Origin of the sequence: Planctobacterium marinum, from assembly GCF_036322805.1 — a bacterium.
GTDB classification, from domain to species: domain Bacteria; phylum Pseudomonadota; class Gammaproteobacteria; order Enterobacterales; family Alteromonadaceae; genus Planctobacterium; species Planctobacterium marinum_A.
On the sequence record NZ_AP027272.1, the window covers coordinates 4,404,385 to 4,422,172 of the forward strand.

Annotated in this window: 17 protein-coding genes; 10 read left to right on the top strand and 7 right to left on the bottom strand. The window is 44.9% G+C overall.

Going from position 1 to position 17,788, the window contains the following annotated elements; translation table 11 throughout:
* The first annotated feature begins 206 nt into the window (after nucleotides 1–206).
* Complete coding sequence (locus AABA75_RS19350) at nucleotides 207–1,445, top strand: serine hydrolase domain-containing protein (protein WP_338294374.1); 1,239 nt, start codon at nucleotides 207–209, stop codon at nucleotides 1,443–1,445.
* A gap of 54 nt (nucleotides 1,446–1,499) precedes the next feature.
* Here the strand turns inward: AABA75_RS19350 and AABA75_RS19355 are convergent, their stop codons facing one another.
* Entirely contained in the window at nucleotides 1,500–2,441 is a 942-nt protein-coding gene (locus AABA75_RS19355; RefSeq protein ID WP_338294375.1) for a sulfotransferase, read from the bottom strand.
* A 132-nt stretch (nucleotides 2,442–2,573) separates the two neighbouring features.
* Between AABA75_RS19355 and AABA75_RS19360 the strand changes: the two genes are divergently transcribed.
* From AABA75_RS19360 to AABA75_RS19380, 5 genes are all read left to right on the top strand, one after another.
* A complete protein-coding gene (locus AABA75_RS19360; protein WP_338294376.1) occupies nucleotides 2,574–3,002 on the top strand; it encodes a hypothetical protein in 429 nt (142 codons plus the stop codon).
* 109 nt (nucleotides 3,003–3,111) lie between these two features.
* Nucleotides 3,112–3,537 carry a hypothetical protein gene (locus AABA75_RS19365; RefSeq protein ID WP_338294377.1) on the top strand — a complete coding sequence of 142 codons (426 nt, stop codon included), beginning with the start codon at nucleotides 3,112–3,114 and terminating at the stop codon, nucleotides 3,535–3,537.
* Nucleotides 3,538–3,581: 44 nt separating this feature from the next.
* Nucleotides 3,582–5,267 (top strand): AsmA-like C-terminal region-containing protein, encoded by a 1,686-nt coding sequence (locus AABA75_RS19370; RefSeq protein ID WP_338294378.1) that lies wholly within the window; start codon nucleotides 3,582–3,584, stop codon nucleotides 5,265–5,267.
* A 69-nt stretch (nucleotides 5,268–5,336) separates the two neighbouring features.
* Nucleotides 5,337–6,893, top strand: a complete 1,557-nt coding sequence (locus AABA75_RS19375) for a sensor histidine kinase (RefSeq protein ID WP_338294379.1) — start codon at nucleotides 5,337–5,339, stop codon at nucleotides 6,891–6,893.
* Nucleotides 6,890–7,576 (top strand): response regulator transcription factor, encoded by a 687-nt coding sequence (locus AABA75_RS19380; protein WP_338294380.1) that lies wholly within the window; start codon nucleotides 6,890–6,892, stop codon nucleotides 7,574–7,576. The genes AABA75_RS19375 and AABA75_RS19380 overlap by 4 nt, the downstream gene beginning before the upstream one ends.
* Nucleotides 7,577–7,687: 111 nt before the next feature.
* On the opposite strand, the gene AABA75_RS19385 is transcribed toward AABA75_RS19380, so the two are convergent.
* Entirely contained in the window at nucleotides 7,688–8,542 is an 855-nt protein-coding gene (locus tag AABA75_RS19385) for a delta-class carbonic anhydrase (protein WP_338294381.1), read from the bottom strand.
* Nucleotides 8,543–8,618: 76 nt separating this feature from the next.
* Nucleotides 8,619–9,293, bottom strand: coding sequence for an OmpW family outer membrane protein (locus tag AABA75_RS19390; RefSeq protein WP_338294382.1), 675 nt, complete (start codon nucleotides 9,291–9,293; stop codon nucleotides 8,619–8,621).
* A gap of 213 nt (nucleotides 9,294–9,506) precedes the next feature.
* Here AABA75_RS19390 and AABA75_RS19395 point away from each other — a divergent pair, with 213 nt between their 5' ends.
* The 3 genes from AABA75_RS19395 to AABA75_RS19405 all read left to right on the top strand — a co-directional run bounded on the left by AABA75_RS19395 (nucleotide 9,507) and on the right by AABA75_RS19405 (nucleotide 12,535).
* Nucleotides 9,507–10,205: a response regulator transcription factor gene (locus AABA75_RS19395; RefSeq protein WP_338294383.1), complete on the top strand. Its 699-nt coding sequence runs from the start codon at nucleotides 9,507–9,509 to the stop codon at nucleotides 10,203–10,205.
* Nucleotides 10,202–11,593 carry a sensor histidine kinase gene (locus AABA75_RS19400; protein WP_338294384.1) on the top strand — a complete coding sequence of 464 codons (1,392 nt, stop codon included), beginning with the start codon at nucleotides 10,202–10,204 and terminating at the stop codon, nucleotides 11,591–11,593. Before AABA75_RS19395 ends, AABA75_RS19400 begins: the two co-directional genes overlap by 4 nt.
* A gap of 63 nt (nucleotides 11,594–11,656) precedes the next feature.
* Nucleotides 11,657–12,535: an aspartyl protease family protein gene (locus AABA75_RS19405; protein ID WP_338294385.1), complete on the top strand. Its 879-nt coding sequence runs from the start codon at nucleotides 11,657–11,659 to the stop codon at nucleotides 12,533–12,535.
* A gap of 253 nt (nucleotides 12,536–12,788) precedes the next feature.
* Here AABA75_RS19405 and AABA75_RS19410 read toward each other — a convergent pair whose 3' ends face one another.
* From AABA75_RS19410 to AABA75_RS19420, 3 genes are all read right to left on the bottom strand, one after another.
* Entirely contained in the window at nucleotides 12,789–13,235 is a 447-nt protein-coding gene (locus AABA75_RS19410) for a phosphate-starvation-inducible PsiE family protein (RefSeq protein ID WP_338294386.1), read from the bottom strand.
* A gap of 157 nt (nucleotides 13,236–13,392) precedes the next feature.
* Entirely contained in the window at nucleotides 13,393–15,081 is a 1,689-nt protein-coding gene (locus tag AABA75_RS19415; protein ID WP_338294387.1) for a cation:proton antiporter, read from the bottom strand.
* Between the two features lie 96 nt (nucleotides 15,082–15,177).
* On the bottom strand, nucleotides 15,178–16,743 hold the full coding sequence (locus AABA75_RS19420) for a cation:proton antiporter family protein (RefSeq protein WP_338294388.1): 1,566 nt from the start codon (nucleotides 16,741–16,743) through the stop codon (nucleotides 15,178–15,180).
* Between the two features lie 207 nt (nucleotides 16,744–16,950).
* Here AABA75_RS19420 and AABA75_RS19425 point away from each other — a divergent pair, with 207 nt between their 5' ends.
* Entirely contained in the window at nucleotides 16,951–17,193 is a 243-nt protein-coding gene (locus AABA75_RS19425; protein ID WP_338294389.1) for a YdcH family protein, read from the top strand.
* Nucleotides 17,194–17,225: 32 nt separating this feature from the next.
* On the opposite strand, the gene AABA75_RS19430 is transcribed toward AABA75_RS19425, so the two are convergent.
* Nucleotides 17,226–17,705: a cyclic nucleotide-binding domain-containing protein gene (locus AABA75_RS19430; RefSeq protein WP_338294390.1), complete on the bottom strand. Its 480-nt coding sequence runs from the start codon at nucleotides 17,703–17,705 to the stop codon at nucleotides 17,226–17,228.
* Nucleotides 17,706–17,788 lie beyond the last annotated feature (83 nt).

A 17,788-nucleotide genomic window follows, 5' to 3' on the forward strand; every position in this document is an offset into this window, starting at 1 on the left:
TTCAAAACCCGGGAACGCTGCGCCAACCGTTTTTTATGTTTAAAAGGTATCACCATAAACCCAGGAGCAAAATAGCGAGTCGACAATCAGTTTAAAATCAGCGACAAATCAGCAGTTTTTCATGTTTCTCAGCCCTTTTCAGCTAGTGTAGCCAATCTACAGAAGCACGTTTAGAGTGCCTAAAAAAGTACAGATAAAGGAAAAACATGAACATTAAATTCCCGTTTAAAAGCCTCATTGGGCTTGCATTTATTGGCAGTGTTAGCACTTATACCTCAGCGAATAATAATGCATTTTTGCAACACGCTCCCAAAGCAACAAAGCAAGAAGCCTTGATTAAACATTGGCGACAACCTGAACTTGAGTTGCGGTTTATGGATATCGCTGAACTTGAAAAACCTTACATTAGCTTTGCACCTGTAGACCAAAAAGATAGCATTCGAGTGGCCAAAAACACCACAAAGGTAGACAAAACAGCCTTATCCGAACTGGCAGGAGAAATCGCCACAGGTGAACATGGCAAATTAGACAGCCTGCTGATTTCACACAGGGGAAGGTTACTTTTTGAATCTTATTACAGACGCGGCCGGATAGACTTGTCTCACCCTCAATCCTCTGCCACCAAAAGCTATACTTCTCTGGCTGTAGGCAGGGCCATCCAAATGGGTTATCTGACAATGGCGGATTTGCACAAACCGGTGATCAGCTTTTTAACCCACCTCAATCCACAAAAGCTAGTAGCCGGGGCAGAGAGAATCACGCTACATCACGCGCTCACCATGACCACAGGCATTGATATAAGTGAAGAGCAATGGAAAGCGATTAACGAAAAACCACAGCAGCTCAAAGGACAAAACGAAATACAGATTATCCTGGAAACCAGCAAAGCCATTACGCAACAAACTCAGGTATTCAAGTATGGAACGGGCCCACAGTTTATTATGCAGGTACTCGATACTGTTGTTCCCGGTTCAGCCAAAGACTTCATCCAAAAAGAGTTGCTCGATAAATTGGGGATCAGTAATTACCACTGGAAAACCGCCCCCAGCGGATTGCCTGAATCTGGCTGGAAAACCAGCTTTACCTCTCGTGATATGCTGAAGTTTGGTATGCTCGCCATAAATAACGGTAAATGGCAGGGCGAGCAGTTGATCTCCGAGGAGTATCTCAACAAAGCCACCAGCCGCCTTGTTTACACTGGTGATGGTGATATCTATGGCGGTGGTGAGAATGTTTCTAATCAGGGCTATGGTTACTATTTTTGGGGAACAGACTTAAGTGTTGGCGACAGGAAATATAGCAGCGCTTCAGCACAGGGTGGTGGCGGCATGTATATTTTACTCGTCAAAGAACTAGACCTTGTTGTGGTGGTAACCGCCCATCATAGAAATGACAGCACGCAGCAGCTAGTTGCTGAGCACATTATCCCCCTTCTAATTCAATAAACCATGCTCGACCACTGACTAGGGTGGTCTAAGCTCATCAGTGCATCTAACAGGTTATAAATGGTAGTGTCCAAACCACTCATGGTTATAATCATGTAAAAATTCGATAAAGTTTTGTTGAATATGTTTTTTCATGGCGTCGTTTAGTTGCAATTGCAAGTTAATTTCCGGAACTTGTTTATCGACAAAATTTGAAATCTGATGTGCTGTTTGCAACTCAAGTCGCAAAGCTGTTAGCAGATCTTGTTTCGCTTTGGTAAAGCTCGCAGGACATATTTCAGCTCGTATCTCAAGCTGAGTTAACTGCCTTGATAAATCAGCCAGAAACCTGACTTCTTTGTCTGTTATCGATTTGTTTGCCTGTTGCACCCCTTTAAACAAATTGGTTTTGTCACACAAGTTCATACTCTGACACACTTTTGAATTTAGTTTGACCAGGTCACTCTTTATCCATTCAAACGGTGCAATCAGCACATTTTCGCGGCCAAAGTACTCAGCCCATACCTCATACAATTCACGAATGTCTAAAGTTCCTGACAAATACCCACTTTCCTGTTGTATAAATTCTTCAGGAGAGACAAACCCACCTTCTTGTATCAGCTGTTTATAAATCGATTTACACCATGCTTGTGGCGATCGGACAACGATTAACACAGTTGCTTCAGACACTACCTTTGCCATCGAGTCGGCCATATACCAGCGACACTTACTTATCTGTTCTTGTGCAGCAGCATTGTTCCACAACCAACTGGACAACCCTTCAGATGACCAAATGTTAACCTGAGAAGTGGCCACCACCTTGTCCCACTCAGGCTTCGGAATTGGTGGTATTTGTTCATACCACAAATCATCTCTAATAGCTTGCCTGATGATCTCAACCAAGCTACCCAAACCGTCATTGCTCAAAGTAACGTTATCATTGCCCAACCAGCCATTTTGTAACGATGTGGTACCTGTTTTAGGTAAACCAATGTGGATTAGATTGTGAGCATTCATGTTTCTGTCCCTGAAAATTTTGAATCAAATTTGCGCATTTGAATCTTTATATACCCGGCAAATTAAAATTTAACAAGTTTAGAGCAATAAACGACGTGAAGAATTAACAATCAAGCGTGTAATGCAGTTTCAATGACGACAAATTATGGTAAATTTTCATCCACTATCATATTTTTAAGTACTGCCATGCTCCCCAGTTTTCAGGTACTAGTTTGCGGAAATTTAATCAAGGTTGACCTCGAGGGTTGCTGGGATATTAAGTCGGATCTGGCCTATCTCAATCAGCTCTCTGCTGCTATGCAACAAGTCCGAAATACGCCATGGGCGCTGCTTGTAGATATGCGAGGATGGGTGGTGAGTGAAGACATGGTTAACTTCAAACAAAAAACGATTTTTCACATGGACAGACGCAATCAAATAGCCGAATGCTGGTTAGTAGATGACCTGTCACAAGGTGCGCATCTTTTTCATTTCATTGAAAAAGCAAAAATCCCTTTAAAGCGTTGCACTAGTATTACAAGTGCTCGTACCTGGTTAAATCAATACGGTATTGATTTCTAACGTCACAACGCCATCAACTCCCCCTCTTAATCAACTAGTAATCACAATTTAATCATTACGTCACACAATAACGTTAGTCTGCTAAGCCGATAAACGTTCGATAAATCTTATGACACCCGCCAGGTTTGATATAACAACCCACGACAAAGTGATATGTGTTACATTGAGAGGTGACTGGCACCCCGTCATCGACCTGTGTTATATGTCGCAACTCAGCGACATGATCAAGCGAGTAAATAACAAAACCTGGGCACTCTTGGTGGATATGCGTGACTGTCATATTCATGCTAATAATATAGCAGGCCAGTTTGCCAATAGTCTCAATACCGACCGCCGTAATCAAACCCAGGAAGTGTGGATCGTAGATCGCGCTGACCAAGGGGACTTCTTACTCAGCTTTGGCAGCACCAACAAGGTCAAGGTGCACAAGTGCTTTTCACTCAAGGAAAGCTGCAACTTCTTACAAAAACAAGGCTTTAATCTGCCAATACAACTATTTGATAACGACGCGGAACAGCACGCATTGGCAATTTGATATACACTTCAGTTGTTGCTCATCTAAAACGGAGTTGTCCCACCATGATTGCCCGCAAGAACATACTAATTGGCTTAATCTCGATTCCACTTCTGCTCATTTTAGTGACCGTACTTGCCTGGGATGCCAACTGGTTTAAGGGACAAGCTACTCCCTTTCTCGAGGACATCGAAAGTCACAGTATCAGCTTCAATGATATCGAACACAGTTTACTGACTCCGGGGAAGATTAAACTCAATGATATAACGCTTGCAGGCCCTGTCGCCAAAGGAGACATAGGAACCCTGATAGCGGATGTTAATGTGCTGGATGCCTTCAGCAAAAACATTGTGGTCAACGAAATTCGTTTGCTGGCGCCGCGCATTGACATCGATATGCAGGCTCTCAATGACTGGTTAGCGATACAAACGGAAAAACCCGCTGCCGAACCACATGGTAAACCGGGAGCGTTGCCGGTTAATCGCATCGTTGTAAAGAAAATCAGTATTGAAAATGCCAATTTCCGCGATACATCAGCCTTACAACAGTTTCTGCTTGATAACCTGACACTAACTCTTAAAAACCTGAACATTGCAGAAAATGCTGAAATTATCATTTTGCAGGATCACGCTCCGATAACCGCGAGCCTCAGTATTGAAGATATCACAGCGCAGGGTGCTAATTTAGGCAAATTAAGCTCAAATATCACAGCCACCGAAAAAACCATCAATATTCAACACTTTCAACTCGCCTCCCAATCTTCTCAACTCGCACTTTCGGGAACGATCAAAAATCCGAAAGAACAAGCAGATATTCAACTGGGAATAGCAGACAGCAAGCTCAATTTGGCAGATTTTGCGCCACTGGCACCTGAACTCCCGATACCGTTACAGGGTTTATTGAGTTTGATGGGCAATATCAATGCACAAGGCGAACTGGCCAATCCACAAAGCCTGATAAGCAATCTTTCCAGTGAGTTGAAAATAAGCCTGGACACTGCCAAAAGCCTGCTGGATATTGAGTCGGTAATTAATAGTGAACAAGGCGAGCAAGCCATCAAACTGCAAATCAATGACAGTCAAATCAGTATGGATGAGTTTCAGGGTTTGCTGAAGGATTCTCCAGTGCTCCCTTCTGGCAACGTTAAACTTTCTGGTTTATTAGATGCTCGTGGCATACTTGAGAATCCGAATAGCCTGTTGCAAACCCTGTCTGGCAATCTCGCTTTGGGTCTGGAGAACGGCAAACTCACCGGCATCGACATCAACAAAATTGTAAAAGGCTTTAAAGACAGTAAAGAAAGTGACTGGAAAGACGTTGGCAGTTTCCTGGTAACTGGCCCTATTGGGATTTTAGCGGCGAATATATTTGATTTAGGTTCAGGAGCGGCCACCTCAGGAGGTGAAACGCTAATCCCGCAATTGCGAGTAAACGGCGCGATGGATAATGGCGCTATCCTGTTTAAAGACACAGCGCTGGCAACTGATAAATATCGTCTGGCATTTGATGGTCAGGTCAATCCCGCTCAAAAGACCTTCAAGAACTTTACTTTTGCTTTATTAGACAAAGCGGGTTGTGCAGATATCAAACAAACGCTGAACGGTGCCATGTCTAATCCCTCCAGCGCCATAGCACAATCTTTGTTAGACTCAGCTATCGCACCCATCTCCGGCTTACTGAAGACCCTTAAAAACTCGGCTTCTCAATGCACCCCTTTCTATCAAGGTGAAGTAGTGCATCCCGGTAACTAGTACCCTGGCATGAACCTAATATAGATAATTGCGTAATAGACGTGTCACGATATTTAAAATTATAAAAACATGTATAAAAGAAAACTGTTTTTTTTCGGCGTTACTGCCGCCTGTATTCTGTTAGTCGCCCTTGCCTGTGCGGCAATTTCTGCGCACCTGACTCGAGAAAACCTGAAGCAAAGCAACATTGCTCAAAACCTGTTATTTGAGCATCAGCAAGTGTCCAGTATCTCGTACCGCATGTTTAAACAACTTACGGACGAGGTTATTTTTGGCAAGAATGCCAATCAAGCCCATGTTCGCAAAAAGCAGGACCTGATTGAACAAGCCATCAACAACATCAAACGCCTGGAAATAGAACAAAGAGAAGCACTTGGTATTGACGAAACCCAAGGCAGTGTCGAAGATACAGACGAACTGGTGGCTCTTATCAACGAGATAATCGCCGAGTTTCGCGCAGTAGTAGATGCCAATGGTTATGAGCCTCTCAACCAACAAGAGCGTTTTCGCAGTTTGCTGGAGGTGAAAATCGATAACGAATTTCGCGAAGCCATCAATGCCGCAGTGACACGCCAAAGCAGAGTAGTAGCGGCAATTAATGCACGAATTGATACCCTCAATACCGCCATGGTGTGGTTTACTATTGGCCTGGGAGCCCTTTCTATCCCACTTCTTGTGTACGGTTGTTACTGGCTATTTAATCAACTGTATCAACCGCTTATTTTGCTGCGCAATGCCACCGAATCCATCACACAGGGGCGCTATAACGATCCGATACCAGAAAAACTGGATGAAGAATTCGAAGCACTTGCCAATGATATCAAGCGTTTAGCGCAGCAATTACAGAAACACAGTGAGCAAGAATCACAATCGCGAAAGCTATTAGAATATGAAGTAGAAGAGCGCACCAAAGAGTTGACACTCGCCAATCAAAAGCTGACCAACATCGATACCCGCAGACGACAGTTTTTAGCGGATATTTCTCATGAGCTACGCACGCCACTCACTATCATCCGCGGCGAAGCCCAGGTCACCTTGCGCTTAAAATCCGCTTCTGCAGAGGACTATCAGGAGACACTTACAGCAATTCTGCAACAATCGGTCAACCTCAGTCGACTGGTAGATGATCTGCTGCTTCTGACGCGGGCAGAAATGAATCAGCTGCAACTGGATTTTCATTCTACATCAGTGGTCCCAATGCTGACATCCGAAACCAATCGCTGGCAGAAGTTACACCCAAACAGAGTCATCAGCTTGCATTGCGATCCGGGTTTAACACAGTACAATTGCAACATCGACAACCAGCGCATTCAACAGGTTATTTCTATTTTGCTGGATAACGCGGTCAAATACTCGCCTACCACTACCCCTATTGAAATCGCAGTAAGAATTGCTGGCAATAAATTAGCAATTTCGGTGCAGGATCACGGCGATGGTATCTCCGCCACGGAAATCGAAAATATCTTTGAGCGTTTTGTTCGCTTTAGTAAACACGATGGCTTGGGCCTTGGATTACCGATTGCTAAAGCAATAGTAGAAGCCCATGGTGGTATCATTAGTGTTGACTCCATCAAGGGTGAAGGTGCGGTCTTCACTGTGTATCTACCCGTGGAGGAAAACTCATGAACATTTTACTCGCCGACGATGAACAACCTCTGTTAAATTTTTTACTACGGGGATTACGGGCTGAAGGATTTGAGTGTAATGCCGTCAATGAACTGCATGAGGTTTTACCAGCGGTGCGCAAAAACAAACCACAGCTGTTGATATTGGACCGCATGTTCCATGACGAAGACAGCCTCAACGTGGTAGAGCCAATAAAACAATTACCCTCAGCGCCTTTAATTCTGATGCTAACTGCGCTCGATGAAGTGAGTGAAAGAGTAAAGGGGTTGCACGGTGGTGCAGATGATTATTTGTGTAAACCTTTTGATTTCGACGAGCTTTTAGCACGTATCACAGCGCTGAGTAGACGCGCTAACAAAGCGACAGAACAAGACGCCAAATTGCTGAGCATAGCCAGCTTACAAATCAACACCGAGCAGCGCCTTGCCAGCCTCGATGGCAAAGAATTAAGTTTAACTAAGATTGAATACGAGTTGCTGTTGTATCTGGTGGAAAACGACAGCAAAGTCTTGTCTCGGGAACGGATATTAAGTCGAGTATGGCAGACCCAAAGCGATCCACATACCAATATCGTAGATGTTTATATCAGTCGTCTGCGCAAAAAACTAGAAACAGAAAAAAGGCTGAGTATTCAAACCCTGCGTGGCAATGGCTACCGCCTGTCATTGGACAAAGATGAATAGTGTTGGTCGAGCTTAAGCTCGACAAAGATATGAAAGCTAAGCACAGCTGCTCGGCTGGCCTGATTTTGCATCGCTGCAAACCAAACCAACCGAACCGAACTGCATTTATCGCTACTTAATTGGAGATAGCAGATTAGGATTGGTTACCAGGTTTCTTACGCCATGGGCCCAATCTTCTTTGAACACATTGTCGTCACACCAATCTTTCACTGAGTTGATATCCACGACGGCCACTTCAGGACGAACGCTCCAACTCACCTGAATAGGAGAGCCTTCTTCGTTGTAAGCAGGACCTGTCGTTGACCCGAGATACTCGATGGGAACACCAGTATTGGAAGGAATGTTAGGCGCCTGATGATAACCATTGATCTCGCGCACTTCTGCAACCTCTTTAAAATCCAGCGCATTCTTGTCATTGGCAAGCACGATGACTTGACCCTCAACGCGTAAGCCAGGGTTTATTGTGGTATCTGCCAGGCAAGAGCCAAGCGTTGGACCGGGAGTGACTTGTGCCGATGAATATACAAAATGTACTTCCAGGGTATCGCCCGACTGCAATGAATCACCTTTAGCAGCGCAGACTTTGCCACTAACCGGCTTCATTTGCGCTTCAGTTAATTTGCCATTGTATAAAAAGCCTGTGTCGCTACCCTTACCGTCACCATTGCCGGCATAAGTGGTGAACTCACCGCCTTTGTGCTCAGCGTTTTTGTGGAAATGGATATTACACAGATTCATTTGGCTGCGGTTAGGCGCAAATGCAAAGTGGCGTTTATTAACACCGTAGGCTTGTTCGATATCTCTAGGAGATTGTGGACCAAACCCTTTGCCAGCGGTGTTTTTTTCCAAGGCCGCACGCTGTTTCTCTACAACGCTGTCCGCCACATTGGCCTGTAAAGAGGCTAACGGGCTGCATGCCAGAACAATTGCAGCGCCAATTGAAAGCTTAGATGTGATTTTTTTCATGTTGGGTTTCCTCATTAATGTAAGGGGCGCTCTGCGGATTACCTGCTATTCAGTATTGCGCAAAGCGATATAAATCTCAGAAGCGATAGCCGACAGATACTGTGTAAACCAGCGGATCAATTTCTATACTGTTGACGGCACCTTCGGTTCCGCTCAGATTGAAACTGGCCTCAGTATCAATATCGATCCAGCGGACTGAACCGTTTAAAAACCATGTTTCATTGAGCATGTAGTCCACGCCAAATTGAGCAGCCAGACCAAAAGAGTCATCCAGCGACAAATCCGCCAAACCTATGGCTTCGTTGGCTGCAGTAAAGTCTTCGTCAAAGAAAATGGTGTAGTTAAGACCCGCTCCGATGTAGGGCTGGAAAGCACTCGAGGGATCGTTAAAGTAATAGTTAACAGTGATCGTAGGCGGTAAATGGGTTACTTCACCCAGTTGGTTACCGGTTCCGAGAGGGTCTGTAACGCTGAAGTTGACGTCGTGCTTGAAGGGGGTTGCGGCTAACACTTCCAGGTTCATATTATCAGCAAAAAACCAGGCGAAGTTCAGACCAAGCTGCGTGTTGTTGTCCACACCAAGCGCAACACCTAAATCGCTACCGCCCACCAGGATGTTAGAGCTAGATTCATCGGGTGACACTGTTGCCAGACCAGCGCGCAATATTAAGTCGTCCTTTTCGAAGGCCAACGCCGCCGACGAAATCGCTGTCGCCAACATTGCCGTAATCAACTTTGTAGAGCTTTTCATGTAAGTATTCCCATGTTTTGATAACTCGGGAAAATATACGGATGTGTGCTAAAAAGGACTTTAACCCAACATTAAAATCAGATTAAAAAGCTGAGCCCCCTATATTTAAAGGGCTGCAACGGGGCCAAAGTCTCTCTTTAGCAAACACAGAGTTGACCTTGCGCTAGCATTTGCGGTTAGATTGACGACGGTAACAGATAACCGATAAGCAACATGACAGCTACGCCCCCAGAGATCATTTATGTTGAGGATGATGCCAGCAGCGCAGAAATCCTCACTCTCTACCTGGAAAAAAATAATCTGAAGGTGAGTCATTTCGACAATGCGTCTGACGCCCGCAGAGCGATTGAAAACATGCATTTTGATAGCGCCATTCTCGATATTATGTTGCCTGGGGGAGACGGCAGGGATTTACTCAAACTCGCCGTACAAAAAAAGCTGCCAGCGATCATGGTAACAGCCAAAATCACCGAGTCTGACAGGATCAACGGCTTTGAGTTAGGTGCAGATGACTATGTATGCAAACCCTACAGCCCAAGAGAACTCGTCGCCAGAGTGCTAGCACTGCTAAACCGCACTCAAAGAGGGCATCAACTGAAAGCACTGCAATTTGAAGGCTTGAGCCTGGATTTAAGTTCGCAACTGGTCACGTGTGACAACAGCGAAGTCAGATTAACGGCAGCGGAATTCTCACTGTTACGTAAATTGGCGGAACATCCCGGCAGAATTTTTAGCCGACAATTGCTGCTAGATGCCATTAGTGGAGACCACAGCGCAGTGACTGAACGCACTATAGATACGCACTTTACTAATATCCGCAAGAAGCTAAACGACAATAAACAGCAACCAAGATTTATCGCTACTCGCTATGGCCAGGGCTATCTATTCGTTGGAACGCCAATCAAATCATGAAACTAAAAACAAAATTCACCTTATTGGTTGCCTGTTGCACACTATTACTGTTAGGCATCAACTACGGCATTTCGGTTTACTCTGCTAATAAGGCACTCATGGAGTTTAATCGCCACAGTGCAGTTATCATTAGCACATCGGTACTGGAGCGAGACGAAGTAACCGAGTTCATTGCTGATTTTCCCGCAACGACAACAGCAACAACGATAGCAGAAGCCTTATTCAGCAGCTATCCAGAGCAATTGTTTTTGCTGGTTGCGCAACAACAGATCATCAAAGACAGCCTCGATGATACATCAGCAAAGGTCAAACTTCGCGAAGCATCAGAGGGCTATCAGTTTGAAATAAGCCAACCCGCCTCCTCCCCTATACTCGTGCAAATGCCAAGGCCCCAGTATCGTTTCGAGAGACAACAGCAGCTATTTGAATTGTTCTGGTTTCCCAAATCGATCCTCTCAAGGCAAGCGCAGCAGGAGGCACTGCGAACCGATCTCAATAGCAGCTTTATATTTAGCCTGATCATCTTATCTGCTATTGCAATACTGCTTTCATGGTTGGGGGCCAACTATTTCCTGCGACCTCTCAAGGACGTAAAACATGGCTTTAATGTGATAAAAAATGGACAACTCGACACCAGATTAACCACAAAGCGCAAGGACGAAGTAGGCGAGCTAATCACTGGCTTTAATGAACTAACCGCCTGGCTGGAAGCGCTACATCAACAATATGAACAGATGAATTCGGACTTATCCCACGAATTACGCACGCCTTTGAACGCTATAAAATCGCGCCTTGAGGCTTTAGAAGATGGCTTACTGCAATGTGACCAATCACAAATCAAACTCTTACTCAACGACTTGACGATAATGGAAAGAATTGTGGAAGACTTGAGTTTGCTATCTCTCACAGAATCCCGTGCTCTACAATTACACATCACCGAAACCAATGTCAGTGAGTTATTAAAGCGAGTTATCACACGCTACGATGCGCAGTGCGAAACTCAAAATATAAACCTGATTAGTAACATTGAACCTGAAGTGTATTGTCTTTTGGATGAAAAGCGGCTGCAGCAAGTACTCGTTAACCTGCTGGACAACGCCTTAAAATACGGTGCTGAAGGCGGCAAAATCACGGTTGGCCTGCGCCAGCATGGTGAAAACACCCAGCTATTCGTTACCGATAACGGCGAAGGCTTATCACAAGAGCAAGCCAACAGGATATTTGAGCGCTTCTATCGTGCCCAAACCTCCCGAACCAGCATCAATAGCCTGGGCCTGGGGCTCGCTATCTGTAAGCATCTTGTCAATTTGATGGGCGGTGATATTAAAGTCTACACCGCTCCCGGTGAGGGATGCGAGTTTTTAATCACGTTTAAACCATCTTTATAATTGCCTGACAATTGCCTGTAAAACTGCCTCCGAAATTTGTTAGATACAACCCGGAGCGCAACTATGATACGCACATTAGCCTTAGCTTTGACTTTATCCACCGCTAACTACGGCTTTGCCAGCAATCAAAATTTTGCTGGCATCGACGTGCCCCTTAGTTATACAGAAAGAGGGCATGCTTATATTTACGCTGACATCAATGAGCAAACAAACGTGCCTATGATTTTGGATACCGCGGCAAACGCTGGTGTATTGCCCCATGCAATGAAAGAAACTTTGAATTTACCTGAGCAAAGTCTTCGCACCATTCAGGTACAAGGTGCTGTTGGCGTACAACCGATGGAAATTGCCACGATTAAGTACACCGGCGTTGAGCAAATAAACGTGGCTAACCTGCCTTATGTCTTCAAAGACTTACCCGATTTACCTACCTCTAGTGGGGAAATCCCGGGAATACTGGGCCATGGTTTTTTGTCGCAGCACTGTGTGGAATTCGATTTTCAGCAACATCAATTGCGCCTGCTTGATACTGTATGCTCCGATGCCCAAAAAGCCGGACTTCGGGAATCAGACTTTTTTATTGAACAGAATTTCGTCAAACTCAAAACCCAATTCAATGGTCAGCCAGTAGATGCCATTTTAGACACTGCCGCAACCCACAGTTATATCAACGCTAACCTGCAGGCATTAGTCGATGCTACAACTCTGGAGACAGAAGAAACCAAGGGGCTAAACGCCAAATCAATAGACAGAGAAAAGCTCGCTCCCGTGCAGTTCCAATTGGGACAGCATACCGTGACAGACAACCACATGTACGCATCTGATATGCCGGTCTTTAACGCCCTAGGTTATCAAGATGAACCCGCCATGTTGCTGGGTATTAATTACTTTAAGAACAACAAGTTAATTATCGACTACAAGGAAAACAAAATATATTTTTAGGCTCAAACAGCCCTCGACGCTTGAACTATCGAAGCTAACGCGTAAAGAAACAACTTCCATTATTAAGGTTTATTCGAGCAATTTGATAAATTTTAACTGATTTAAATTGATAACTGTTGCGCTAGACTAAGATGGTCGTGTGTCGCCACGTTCGTGGCGTGGCCAAAAGTCCGATTCCAAGGCTTGTGGTCAGGCATCCAACGCAGATTTTTCGGGTCTTCTGCGTTGGGTGCTAACTCTTATGAGTTACAACTCAACTGCGCGCCTTAGTCGCCACCAGATAATAAGTAATCCCCAAAGCCAAAACCACAACACCAATGGCATAAACATATTGCGGATCCAGCTTGCTGAAATCCAAAACAATGACCTTACGAGCAATGGCCATCAGTGCCGTGGCCACAACCAGGCGAATGTGGATCACATCATCTCGTAAATACAAAGTGATATTAGCAAATATCTCAATGGCGATCAGCACCGCCAGAAAAGAGGCAAACACCACAAAAATATCATTGAGTTCTAGTAGCAACGTCGGAGGTTGACTGAGTTTCTGGTAAAGCACAAAAACCACATCGGCGACACACAAAATGATAACGACGGTCATTAACACAGCCAGGAGCTTGATCACTCCCCGAATAACATCGTTTAACTTGCAAATCAGCCAGTCGCCATCGCGTGACAGGTGGTGATCATCGAATTTCATGGTGTACTCCGAAAACTTTTTCTCACTGGAGCATTGAGCATAATTTGAACCGGCGCAGGAAAACTTGCGCCAGAACAAAGAATACCACCTCAATCATTCGTGTTTTTCGAAGCTGTTTTCAGGAAAATATCAAGCATCACTTGGAGCATGACGTTGTTTAAGATAAAACACTGTCGCTGATCTGCTGGGCTGACAAGCTGGCCGCATCCTTGTAGGGCATCATAATGGTATCCACCCCTAGCTTTTGCAGGCGCTCAGCATCGTTTCGTTGCTCTACAGCCATCGCAATTTGGCCGCTAAAACCGTTTTCTTTTAACATACTCAACATGCGTCTGCGGGGATCCTCATAGCGAGGCCCTAAAGCGTCTCTGGGCAATGTGGCGACAAACCATTTCACCTGATTCAGTGACAAATGACTGATAAACTCTGCATCACTAATGCCACCAAAAAATGCCGGAACACCGCGTTTACGCCAATAATCGAACTTATCAGGATTAAAGTCGATAACGCCCACCTTAACGCCATTTGCCAATAGGTGCTCGATTATCTCGCTGCCATAGCGACCCGCTCCACACACTAACACCTCAATCGAGTGAGCCTCGGCACCATCGGATACTTCCCGTGTGAAATTGACTTTGAAATCAAACCAGGCTAACCAAGGAGACAGCTTTTCGTATAGATAATGAGAGTGACTAATCATGTAGACAGAAAGGGCAATAGTAATAAGGCCAACCAAGGTAACCAGTCCCAAGGCATCGTTATTTAGGTGGCCAATGGTGATCCCCATGGCAATAAAAATAAGAGAAAACTCACTAATCTGAGCGACGGTCAAACCCGCTAAAAAACCAGTGCGGTTGCGGTATCCCATCAGCCCCATGATAATCATCACAATCAGCGGGTTACCAATCAACACAAAGAATGACAAGAGCAGTGCCGGACCGATTTGAGTGCCAAGGATACTCAGATCAAGCTGGCTACCTAGTGCGATAAAGAAAAACAATAACAAGAAATCGCGCAATGAGGCCAGTTTACTGATAATGGCTTCGCGATATGGTGTTGACGCCAAAGCTACGCCAGCAAGTAAGCCGCCCAGCTCTTTACTAAAGCCCAGCAAATGGCCCAAGGTAGCAAACACCGTGGCCAATGCCACGGCAAAAATCAGCAGCTGCTCTTGGGAGCGGGCGACAACAGCCATGAGGGGATTTGCCCAGTAACGAATAAAGAGAACGGTCACTATCAACATAGCGCCGGCACCCAGTGCAATTTCCACCAGGCGCTGTCCCAGACTGCCCGCTTCTTCCTGGCCAATACCAGTTGCCGACAACACCACCATTGCAATAACGACAACCAAATCTTGCACAATCAAAAAGCCGATGGCAATTTTACCGTGTAACGCATCAACTTCGCGTTTGTCGGTGAGCATCTTGACGATAATAATGGTACTGGAGAGCGTGAGCGCCACCGCCACATATAGAGAGGTTAGAGGATCAAAGCCCAATAACAGGCATAAGCCAAAACCGATAAGGGAAGTAAAAAATACCTGTCCCAAACCTGTGGCCACAGCGACAACACCAAGGGTTCTGATCAGCTTGAGATCCAGCTTGAGGCCCACCAGAAATAATAAAATGGCAATACCTAATTGGGCCAGCAAGGCGATGCTGTCGTCTGAATGGACGATGTCCAGTGCAGAAGGACCGACGAGCACCCCAACGGCTATAAAACTGACAATAATGGGCTGTCTGAGTTGATTACCCAAAAATGCCACTATCGCTGTAATACCGAGTAACGCCGTAAGTTCGTAAAAGGGATTCTGACGCAGTAACTCAGTGGAAAATTCGAAGTCCATAACGCTCACCGGAAAATGCATTTACCCTATATCAAGCATAACCGAATAAAGACGCAATACTATTCGAAATAAAAGCATTTAATCTAAGAGAAAAATTTAAACAGAAATTAAGCGCTTACTTTCCTCGGCAAACCCGGCCCCAGCTTCAGCATAAAAATTGAACACATGCCCAATCCCGGAACGCTCTAACTTTTTCCGATCATCACTGTAGCGTGCGATAGCCGCTATTTCACCTTCAAAGCCGGCGGCTTCCAGCTGCTCGTACACGTTAATAATGTCATCAGTAGAAGGCAAGGCCAGCATCACTAAACGGATATGTGACAGCTCAATCGATTCCCAAAAATCGATATCTTCGGCATCAGCACAAATCACTTGATAGTTTCTTTTTTGCAGCGTTTCGATGCGTTCACTTTCGGCATCAATACCCCATACATCATCCCCCATGGTATGACGCAATGCCAGGTAACTGCCTTTGCCCACACGGCCCATCCCCACTACAAGTACTTTGGCGTTTCCCGGTTGATCATAGTGATCTTCAGCCAGGCGAGTGTCGGTTTCCAACTTATTAATCCAGAATTTTTTGCTGGTATAAATGCGATGGGCGTGGCGATAGACGATGCTGCTGAGCACAAAACTAATAGATACAGCGATGGCTAAAATAACCAGCCAATGATCTCCCAGCCAACCATTTGCTACCGCCAGAGCGGCCACAATCAAACCAAATTCACTGTAATTACTGAGGGACAAACTACTCAGAAAAGAAGTACGACCGCGTAAATTAAGTCGTGTCATCAAGAAAAAGAAAAACAGGAATTTGCAGGGGATCAAAAGACAAATAAACGCCGCCATAGCCAACATCTCAAGCGTGGGCAAGGCAGTAAAGCCAATCGACAGGAAGAAGCCAATCAGGAATAAATCTTTAAAACCCATCAGCGCTTTGGACAGCTCAGACGCTTTTACATGACTACTGAGTAGTAAGCCAAAAATCAGTGCGCCCAAATCGCCTTTTACCCCAACCAGGGTAAACAACTCATAGCCACCAAGTGCCAGGAAAAAGCCGGTTAGGGGTAACAACTCGCCATGGCCCGCTGCGTGAATCAATCTATCTAATAAGGGTTTAACTAGTGGTAATGCCAGTAGTGCCAGGGCATAAATAGACGGGATTTTGCCGGTGGCCAGCACCAAAAACACCACTGCCAGAATGTCTTGCATCACCAAGATTCCAATGGCCAATTTGCCGTGGCGGGTTTTCATTTCACCACTTTCTTCCAGAATTTTGACGATACAAACCGTGCTGGAAAAACTCAGGGCAAAACCCAACAAAGCGGCAGTTTTTAAATCGAGTCCAGCAAAATAGCTCAGGCCAAGAGTCGCGTATAGCAAGCTGAAAATAGAAAACAAACTCACCCATAGCACCGTTGGCCCTGCGGTCCCACCCCAGACTTCAGGCTTGAACAACTGTTTTACGTTGAGCTTCAAACCAATGGTAAACAGCATTAGGGTGATACCGAGATTAGCCAGGGTTTCCAGTCCGGCAGCAGGCTCCATTCCCATGTAATTCAAAATAAAGCCAGCGCTCAGAAAGCCTATCAAAGGGGGTAATGAAGCAAGACGGCAGGCCAAACCACAAGCAAACGCAAAAAATATCCAGATAAAATCCATAGCCCCTTTCCAATAACTCGATAGTGTAAATTTATCGGGCCCTAGTATATTCAAAAACACCCTGGCCAGGCTAGCAAGTAACTTCAGGCAATGCCAATAAATATTGGCAAACATGGTAATTTATGATCGATATCAAAAAATCCGAATTTCCGGCGCTATAGAATTTTAATCATCAAAACGAACATTAAAGCAATGGAGCTAATAACTATGAGCATTGAAAACCACAGCCTGGCCGCAGAATTACCGGAATTTAAAGATCAGATCCACAACTTGAAGATGAACGACAATCACTTCCGTAATCTGCATGAAAAATACAATGACGTTGAGCATGAGATTCATCGCATTGAAGTGGGTGCTGAAAATACCTCTGACGACTATTTGCACGAGCGCAAGAAACAGCGTCTGTTGTTAAAAGATGAGCTACTGGCGATTATCAAGAAAAGTCAGTAATCAAAGTGGGCCTGCATGAAATCAATGTGGGCCTAAGTCCCTTTGCGGATGTTATCGTAGAGAACGGCACAAGTTTTGTTCAAAGAGATTACTCTTGCAGCCAGGCCTTCGATGATTTTATCTTTAATCTTGTCCTTCATGCCCAACGGAAATTTATTCATTTCCTCCTGAGTTATGCGCATCAGGATACAGTCTTCATGGACTATTACAGTGGCTGAGCGGGCTTCACCCAAAATAAAGCCAATTTCACCTAAGAAACTGCCGCCTTTTAACTCCCGTATAAAATTCTTCTTTTTATCGTAAACATCCAGTGTACCTGTTAGTACCAAATAAAAGCTTTTATCATCAGGTTCGCCCACCTGCATGATAGTCTCATCCCTCTCACCAAACCAGAACAGCTGCTCCGACTTAGTAAGACTGGCAATATCAAACTTGGAAATGCCCTTAAAGAAGTCTAAGCGTTGAATAACATCAACGGCTTTTAATTTTGATTGGTAGGACAGCGGCTTCATAATTATTCAGTAAAATTAACCCGGGATTCCATTAAAGGTTATAAAGTCAGATAAAGCTGTATTTTAAACCAGTACACCATTGC